Annotated in this window: 8 protein-coding genes and 1 riboswitch; of the genes, 1 reads left to right on the top strand and 7 read right to left on the bottom strand. The window is 61.9% G+C overall.

What is annotated here, in order from left to right; translation table 11 throughout:
* Positions 1 to 99 precede the first annotated feature (99 nt).
* On the bottom strand, positions 100 to 1095 hold the full coding sequence (locus tag MXAZACID_RS18445) for an ATP-dependent endonuclease (protein ID WP_008495597.1): 996 nt from the start codon (positions 1093 to 1095) through the stop codon (positions 100 to 102).
* A gap of 172 nt (positions 1096 to 1267) precedes the next feature.
* Between MXAZACID_RS18445 and MXAZACID_RS16210 the strand changes: the two genes are divergently transcribed.
* Positions 1268 to 2296, top strand: a complete 1029-nt coding sequence (locus MXAZACID_RS16210) for an AraC family transcriptional regulator (protein WP_051060401.1) — start codon at positions 1268 to 1270, stop codon at positions 2294 to 2296.
* A 6-nt stretch (positions 2297 to 2302) separates the two neighbouring features.
* Here the strand turns inward: MXAZACID_RS16210 and MXAZACID_RS16205 are convergent, their stop codons facing one another.
* The 6 genes from MXAZACID_RS16205 to MXAZACID_RS16180 all read right to left on the bottom strand — a co-directional run bounded on the left by MXAZACID_RS16205 (position 2303) and on the right by MXAZACID_RS16180 (position 7742).
* The gene (locus MXAZACID_RS16205) at positions 2303 to 3352 is read right to left on the bottom strand and encodes a HoxN/HupN/NixA family nickel/cobalt transporter (RefSeq protein ID WP_008495595.1); all 1050 of its coding nucleotides are present in this window, start codon (positions 3350 to 3352) and stop codon (positions 2303 to 2305) included.
* Positions 3353 to 3439: 87 nt separating this feature from the next.
* Positions 3440 to 3622, bottom strand: a riboswitch (cobalamin riboswitch).
* Between the two features lie 29 nt (positions 3623 to 3651).
* Positions 3652 to 4407: a VOC family protein gene (locus tag MXAZACID_RS16200; RefSeq protein WP_008495594.1), complete on the bottom strand. Its 756-nt coding sequence runs from the start codon at positions 4405 to 4407 to the stop codon at positions 3652 to 3654.
* Positions 4404 to 5294: an SMP-30/gluconolactonase/LRE family protein gene (locus tag MXAZACID_RS16195; RefSeq protein ID WP_008495593.1), complete on the bottom strand. Its 891-nt coding sequence runs from the start codon at positions 5292 to 5294 to the stop codon at positions 4404 to 4406. The genes MXAZACID_RS16200 and MXAZACID_RS16195 overlap by 4 nt, the downstream gene beginning before the upstream one ends.
* Positions 5291 to 5719, bottom strand: coding sequence for a hypothetical protein (locus MXAZACID_RS16190; protein WP_008495591.1), 429 nt, complete (start codon positions 5717 to 5719; stop codon positions 5291 to 5293). The genes MXAZACID_RS16195 and MXAZACID_RS16190 overlap by 4 nt, the downstream gene beginning before the upstream one ends.
* An 11-nt stretch (positions 5720 to 5730) precedes the next feature.
* The gene (locus MXAZACID_RS16185; protein WP_008495590.1) at positions 5731 to 6192 is read right to left on the bottom strand and encodes a DoxX family protein; all 462 of its coding nucleotides are present in this window, start codon (positions 6190 to 6192) and stop codon (positions 5731 to 5733) included.
* The gene (locus MXAZACID_RS16180) at positions 6189 to 7742 is read right to left on the bottom strand and encodes a GMC oxidoreductase (RefSeq protein WP_008495589.1); all 1554 of its coding nucleotides are present in this window, start codon (positions 7740 to 7742) and stop codon (positions 6189 to 6191) included. The genes MXAZACID_RS16185 and MXAZACID_RS16180 overlap by 4 nt, the downstream gene beginning before the upstream one ends.
* Position 7743 lies beyond the last annotated feature (1 nt).

Genomic DNA, 7743 nt, shown 5'->3' with positions numbered 1-7743 from the left:
GAAAAAAGTCCAGAAACCGGCAAGAAACTTCAATCACTTGAACCAAAATCCAGGCCCCAAAGCTAAATCAGAAAAAATAAAACCAAGTTTCGGGGTTTTTCAGCAAACTGTTAGGATCGTTGCAAGATCTCGGCAGTCCTCAGATTCAACAAGCCCATCTTTCATCCAAATTATCTTTGCATTCGTATCGGCAGAAGCCAGCAAATGCCGACTGTGCGTCGACACAACAATGGTCGCACCATAATCATTTGAAATTTTGTTAAACGCTTTTGACAAAAGTGACTGGCGCGATGGATGCAAGTGGCTGTCGGGTTCATCGATCAGCAGTAGCGTAGGCTCAAAAAGAGCAACATACGATACGATCTGTAAAATTTGTAGGACACCGGTACCCGCTAGATCCAGGGGCACAAACTTTGATGAATCTAGTGATACTTCAACTTTCAAATAAGTGTCGACGAGTTGGTCGTGATTCAGCCTGATATTAAAGTTACCAACCAAATCAGCCATTAGATCTTCAACTTTAGTTAAAAGATCACGCTCCTGAAGCAGGCGAATCACGTTTCGAAAAACTAGATTTGCATCTCCACCGGCAACTTTTTGAAAAACACTAGCATAGCTCTTGTACTCTTCTCTATGAGGTATACCTGAAATACCCGGAACATACACCGAAAAAAGTTTTTTCGGATCAACAACTATCTGACCGAAATTTGGATAGACTCCTGTTCGATCGACGCCAACACTTCCATAGTTTCTTCCTTTGTATATCTCTATTTTATAACTTGCAGTCGTTTCATCTGACGTAGTGCCAAAGAACTCAACCCGTCCCCTTGAGCCCAGTTTACTGTTTTCATAGGGAGCAAAGTGTCCGAGCGACGTAAATTCTGAGGTGGGGGAGTATCTGACCTCTGACTCGGGAATTACAGCCTCCCCTCGCTGGACTGATAATTTTGCGCATGAGACCGCCATATGAACGGCCTGCAACACGCTACTTTTTCCCGCGTTATTGCCGCCAACCAAGTAATTAACCGCACCCAACGCTAATTCGACACTATCGATTTTTTTGAAGTTGCTAATTTTTATACGTTCGATCTTCATGTCAAAAGCCACCTAGAGTTTAGTTAACTTTTGTTTAAATATAACAGAAGTCAAGATTGTCTCATTTTTTTTTTGGGAATATTGCCCCCCACCCCCAACCCGGCCTAACCTCCCCCCTCAGGAGAAACGCCCACCACGGCCCTATTGGGGTGGCGGGAGGAGGCGCAGAAAAATGGGGTTGGGTGCGGGTGGGGTGCCGCGGGTGGCGTTGTGTGCCACGGCGGGGCTATTGCCGTTATTGCAGGATTTGGGAACGGATGCGGACCGGGTGTTCGGGCCGGCCGGGGTGGATGCGTCTGGCTTGCGGGCGGATAGCGAGGGGGGGCTCGCTTTGTCCTCTTATGTCGAGGTGATGGAGCGCGCCGCGCTGCTGTCCGGCCGGGCGGATTTCGGGCTGCTTTATGGGCGGGATTTTCCGGCCTCCAGCCATGGGCTGGTGGGGGATCTGGCGTTGGCCGCCCCCAGCATCGGCACGGCGTTGCGGCAGTTGACGGATCTGTTTCCCCTGCACCAGCAGGCCAGCGAGGCGCGGCTGGTGGCGGAAGGCGGGTTGCTGCGGCTGGAATACCGGATTGTCGATTGGCGGATTTTCGAGCGCCGGCAGGATGCGGAGCTGACCATCGCGATGTTCCAGAACATCCTGCGCACCGCCTATGGGCCGGGGTTCCGGGCGGAGGAGGTGCAGTTTGAGCACCCGGCCCCGGGCGATGCGCGGGCGCATGAGGCGGTGTTCGGGGCGCCGGTGTTTTTCGGGCAGCGCACGAATGCGATTATTTTCCGCCCTGGCGATTTGACGCGCCGGATGCCCGGCGCGGATGCCGGGCGGTTCGCGGCCTTGGCGGCACAGGTTTATCAGCGCCGGCTGCCGGGCAAGATCGTACCGCTGGAGGCCAGGGTGCGGGCGGAAATCCGCTCGCGCCTGCCCGAGGGGGCGCCGCCGGTGGCGGAGGTGGCGCAGGCTTTGGGGCTGGCGCGCTGGACCTTGCAGCGCCGGCTGGCGGAGAACGGGCTGACCTACGCGCAGGCGGTGCAGGATGTGCGCCGGGCGCTGGCGGCGAGCTATCTGGGCCAGGCGCATCTGCCGATCTCGGGCGTGGCGCAGCTGCTGGGCTATGCCGAGCTGAGCCCGTTCTCGCGCGCCTGCAAGCGCTGGTTTGGCGCCGCGCCGGAGCGGATCCGGGCGCGGACGCTGCAGGCGTGAGACGGCTCAGGGCTGGGCGGCGGTGATCTCCAGCTCGTCATAGCGCTTGAATTTATAGACCAGGGTGGAGACGACCCAGCTCAGGATGAAAATCCCGATGATGATATAGCCGATGGCGCCGAACTGGTCGTTAAGGGCGCTGACATGGTCCCAGAACCAGCCGCCGAGGGCGAATTCCGAGGCGATGAGCCCCAGCCCCTCGATGCCGCCAATGACCAGCGCCACCAGGGCGGAGACCAAGGTGATGGTGAGGTTGTAATAGAGCTTGCGCACCGGCTTGACGAAGGCCCAACCATAGGCGCCGAGCATCAGGATGCCGTCGGTGGTGTCGATGAGCGACATGCCGGCGGCGAAGAGCAGCGGGAAGGTGAGCAGCGGCCAGAGCGACATGCCGTGCAGCGCCTGGGTGGAGGCGATGCCGAGGAGGGTGACCTCGGTGGCGGTGTCAAACCCCAGCCCGAACAGGACACCCAACGCCAGCATGTGCCAGCTGCGACTCACCAGCCGGAAGAGCGGCTGGAACAGCCGGGCCAGCAGGCCGCGCTTGTTCAGCAGCAGGTCGAAATCCTCCTCCACATAGGCGCCGCCGCGCTGGACATGGCGGAAGCTGCGATAGACGGCGAAGGCGATGAGCAGGTTCATCAACGCGATCAGCAGCAGGAAGAGGGTGGAGACCAGCGTGCCGATGGTGCCGGCGATTTCGTTGTAATTATTGAAGCTGTCGGCAAGAGTGACGGTCATTGCCGCGATGACGACGACGCCGATGAGCAGCACCGCGGAATGGCCGATGGAGAAGAAGAAGCCGACGCCGACCGGGCGTTGGCCCTGCTGCATCAGCTTGCGGGTGACATTGTCGATGGCGGCGATGTGGTCGGCATCGACCGCGTGGCGCAGCCCGAAGATGTAGGCCAGCAGAGCGGTGCCGAGCAGCACCGGGTGGTGGCGGAAAGAGAGCAGCGCCCAGAGCCAGGCGCCGATATTGAAGGCGAAGAGGAAGAGATAGATCCCGATCACCTTGGCGCGCAGGCCGGCGCCGGGGGCGCGTAAAGACAGCATGGTTTGCCTCGTTCAACAGCGTTGCCACCGCGAACAAGGCGGGCCCGGCAAAAGACCCACCCACCAGGACACCCCGCCCGATGCGTTCACGCTGACGCTCTCGATGGCAGGTCTCCTGGCTCACGCGTCTCTGCCGGATGCGCCGCCTTCCCGGTTTCCCAGTGGCATGTGGCGCGCGGCTCTGCGCTTACAGTTGCGGGGACAGCCGGGGATTTGCACCCGCGTTCCCTTTTCATCCTCCGGGGAGGAACCATCGGCGCCAGGGTAACGCGGTTGCGGCGGGGTGGGAAGGTGGAGGCTCAGCCGGGGGCGATTTCGATGAGATGGCCGTCCGGGTCGCGCTGCAAGGCGGGGTGCGGGCCTTTGAAGACCAGCCGGTCGGCGGCGAGGTCCGGCGGGTGCGGCGGCGCGTAGGGGGCGGTGTGGCTGTAGGCGAGCAGCTCCACTCCCGGCCCCTCGGCGCCGCGCAAGGTGAGGATGCGCGCGCTGGCGCCGGGCACGCCATCCAGCCGCGCCTGCTCGGGGCCCTGGTTGAGCTGTTCGGCCTGGAGATGCAGGCCGAGCGCGGCATAGACAGGCAGGGACGCATCCGGGCGGGTGGCGACGATGCCGGAATGGTCATAGCCGGGCGGGGCGTCGCGTTGCAGATATTCCAGAGGATGCCCGTCCGGGTCGCGGAATTTCCAGGCGGTCACGCCGCCGGACTCGGGCGGCAGCCGCACCGGGCCGCCGTGCGAGATGGGTTGCGCGCCGGCGGCCAAAGCGCGGGGGGCGGCGGCATGGATATCGGGCGTGAGCAGCGCGATATGCTGAAACAGGCTGGCATTGCCGGGAGCGTTGGCCGGGTAGGCCGCGCCGACCGGCAGGCATGCGGTGAGATCCAGCGTCTGCGCGCCCAGGCGCAGGCGCTGGCGGCGCAGCGCCGAAACACCGAGCAGGTTGGCCAGCGGCACATCCGCCTCGGCGCCGCCTTGCGGTTCAAAGCCCAGCGCGATGTAGAAAGCGGTGAGCCGGTCGAGATCCGAGACATTGCGGGCGACGCGCAGCAGGCTCATGCGGCGCCTCTGCTGTTGGTGTGGAGGGCGAGCAGCCTGGTACCGGCGCAGATGAACAGGCGCGAGAGATGCCGGCCGCCAAAGCAGAGATTGGAGACGGTGTCGCCGATGACGATCTTGCCCAGCATCTCGCCTTCGGGCGAGAGGCAATGCACGCCATCGCCCGCACTGCACCAGAGATTGCCATCGACATCGCATTTGATGCCATCCGCATAGCCGGGGCTGATCCGTGCGAAGATGCGGCCATTGGAAAGCTTGCCGTCCTGCACATCGAAGACGCGGATATGGCGGTCTGTATGCGGGTCGAACTGGTCGCCGGTTTCGGTGACGTAGAGGCGGGTTTCGTCCGGCGAAAAGGCGAGGCCGTTGGGGCCGGTGAAATCGTCCGAGGCGATGCTGAGCGTGCCGTTCGCATCCAGCCGGTAGAGAGCTGGTGGACGTTCGGGGGCCTGCTTGCCGCCTTCGTAATCGGTCATGATGCCATAGACGGGATCGCTGAACCAGATCGCGCCGGTGCCGCGCTGGATGGTGACATCGTTCGGGGCATTCAGCCTTTTGCCGTCATATTCATCGGCAAGGATGCTGGCGCGGCCATCAAGCTCGCGCCTTGTGATGGCGCGGCGATGATGCAGGCAGGAGATCAGCCGCCCTTCATTGTCGCGCGCATGGCCGTTGGCGAAATCCGATGGGGATTGGTAGGTGGTGACGACATTCTCGCACCAGCGCAGCACGCGGTTATTGGGAATATCGGAAAACAGCAGCAACTCCTGATCCGCGAACCAGACCGGGCCTTCGAGCCAGCGGCAGCCATCCGCCAAGGTTTCGAGCTGGGCGTTGCCGAGGGTGAGATGGTTGAAGCGCGGATCCTGGATGTCGTACAGGCTCACTTGAAGTGCCCCGGTTGTTTTTGCGGCTTGGCGTCGATCTGCACGCACATCAGCACGCAGGGCACATCGCCGATGGTGCCGGAGCGGTGGCCGCGCTTGCCGTTCGAGTCCCGGCAATTCTGGTCTTCGCCGAACTGCACATCGCCGGGGCCGAATTCGCGGCGCGTGCCGTCCATCGCCTCCACCCACCAGCGCCCGGAGATCGGCACGATCCATTGCGGCTTGGGATTTTCATGCCATTCGCCGACCCAGCCGACCGGCTGTTCGGTGAAGACGATGGCGCTCTGGCCGGTGAAGAGCTTGTTGTTCCATTGCGGGTCGGCACCGCCGACGCCTTCGAAGCTGAAATTCTCCAGCACGGCCTGGGAGAAATGGCTGATGCCATCTACATCCGTCCAGAGATGCCAATAGGGAACATGCGGCATGGTCGCTCCTTTCAGGGGGATGGCGGCGCGCTATAGGGCGCATTGGAAAGCGGGTGGGTCACGACAGCGCCCAGCCCTACCGGACCGGCGCTGATCACCAGCAGGCCCAGCCCGCCGGCGAGGCAAAGATTCTTGAAGAAATCCCAGAAATGCTGGCGGCCATCGCCGGCATCGCGCCAGAAATGCGGATATTTCCAGAAGGGATGGAAGAGGATGGCGGTGACGACGCAGAAGCCGGCCAGGATGAAGGCGGCGAGACGGTCATGCCAGCCAAAGACGATGCAGAGCGGGGTGAGGGCCTCGATGGCGATGGCAACCACCATCAGCGCCTCGGGAAAGGGCAAGGGCTCGGTTTCCTCCTGCGCCATCGCCTCCCGCCAATGCACGATCTTATCGTAGGCGGAGAGCGGAAACATGCAGACCAGCAGCACCCTGGCGAGGATGTCGGGGGCGGTGTGGAGCAGGAAATTCATGCCAGACGCGCCTCGACATGGGCGGCGACGCGCAGCGCGTTGGCGATGATGGTCAAAGTCGGGTTCACCGCGCCGATGGAAGGAAAGAAGCTGGCATCGGTGACGTAGAGATTATCCAGCTCATGCGCCTTGCAATTGATGTCCAGCACGGCGCTGGCGGGATCGGTGCCGAAGCGCATGGTGCCGGCCTGATGCGAAGTCGCCTCCAGCCCCATCGGCAGCGAGAAATAGGCCAGACGCTCCGACCCCCATTTATAGCTCTTGCTCAAGACCCGCTTTAATTCCTGGCGCAGGCGGCGATGTTCGTTGGCGTTGGTTTCGGTGAAATCCAGCTGCACCTTGCCGTCTTTGTAGGCGATGCGGTTTTCCGGCTTCGGAATATCTTCGCTGGAGAGCCAGAAATCGATGGCGTGGCGGGCCATCATGTCGAAGGGCAGTTTCGGCAGCCAATGCAGCCAGGAGGGCACGGCCTCGCCGAGAATCTGCCCGGTATGCACCTTCGCGCACATCTGCACCAGCCCGAGCGGTGATGGCGTCTCCGGCGTGCCGAAATAGAAATCCGACAGGCCCAATGTTTTCTGGAACACATCGTCATTCGGGGTGCGCATCAGCGCCATCAGGATCGACTGATTATGGCGCATATAATTGCGGCCGACCTGATCCGAGCGGTTGGCGAGGCCATTGGGATGCGCATCGCTGAAGGAGCGCAGGAACAACAGCGCGGAGGAGAGCGCGCCGCAGGCGACGACGACGATATCCGCGCTGAGCCGAGAGGTCTCGCCATCCTGCTCGACCTCGATTGTGCTGATGGCGCGGCCATTCGCGCTGGCGTGCAGGCGCTTTACGTAGGTATTGGTGCGCAGCTCCAGATTCGGGAATTTCGCCAGCGCCGGGTCGACGCATATCACCTGCGCATCCGCCTTGCCGTTGAGCAGGCAGGGAAAGCCATCGAAGGCATCGCAGCGTATGCACACGCTCTCAGGCGTGGGCTTGCCATGCGCCTCGGTCAGCTTGATGCCCAGCGGCATATGGAACGGATGCAGATTCTGCCTGGAGAGACGCGCGGCGAGGTCGCCGATCACCGGCTCGTGCGAGACCGGCGGGTGCGGAAAGGCGCCACGCGGCGGCTCGGTCGGGTCTTCGCCGGCCTGGCCATGGATGCTGAACAGCGCCTCCGCCTCGTCATACCAAGGGGCGAAATCCTGGTAGCTCAGCGGCCAGGCGGGGGATGGGCCGTCCTCATGCGCGAGCAGGCCGAAATCGCGCTCGCGCAGGCGGAACAGAGCCGCGCCATAGACCTTGGAATTGCCGCCGACGAAATAATGCAGGCCGGGATGGAAGATTTTCCCGTCCTTATCCCGCCAATCCTCCCGCGCCTGGTAGGCGCCTTGCATGAACACGGTTTTCGCATCCCAGTTGGCGCGCGCGCGCGGCAGATAATCGCCGCGCTCCAGCATCAGGATTTTCTTGCCGGTGCGCGCCAGACGCTGCGCGAAACTGGCGCCACCTGGGCCGCTGCCAATGACGATGACATCGTAATGCTCAGCCATA

This window comes from Acidocella sp. MX-AZ02 (genome assembly GCF_000306035.1).
Taxonomy (GTDB): Bacteria; Pseudomonadota; Alphaproteobacteria; order Acetobacterales; family Acetobacteraceae; genus Acidocella; species Acidocella facilis.
This window is presented reverse-complemented; position numbering and strand designations above follow the sequence as displayed.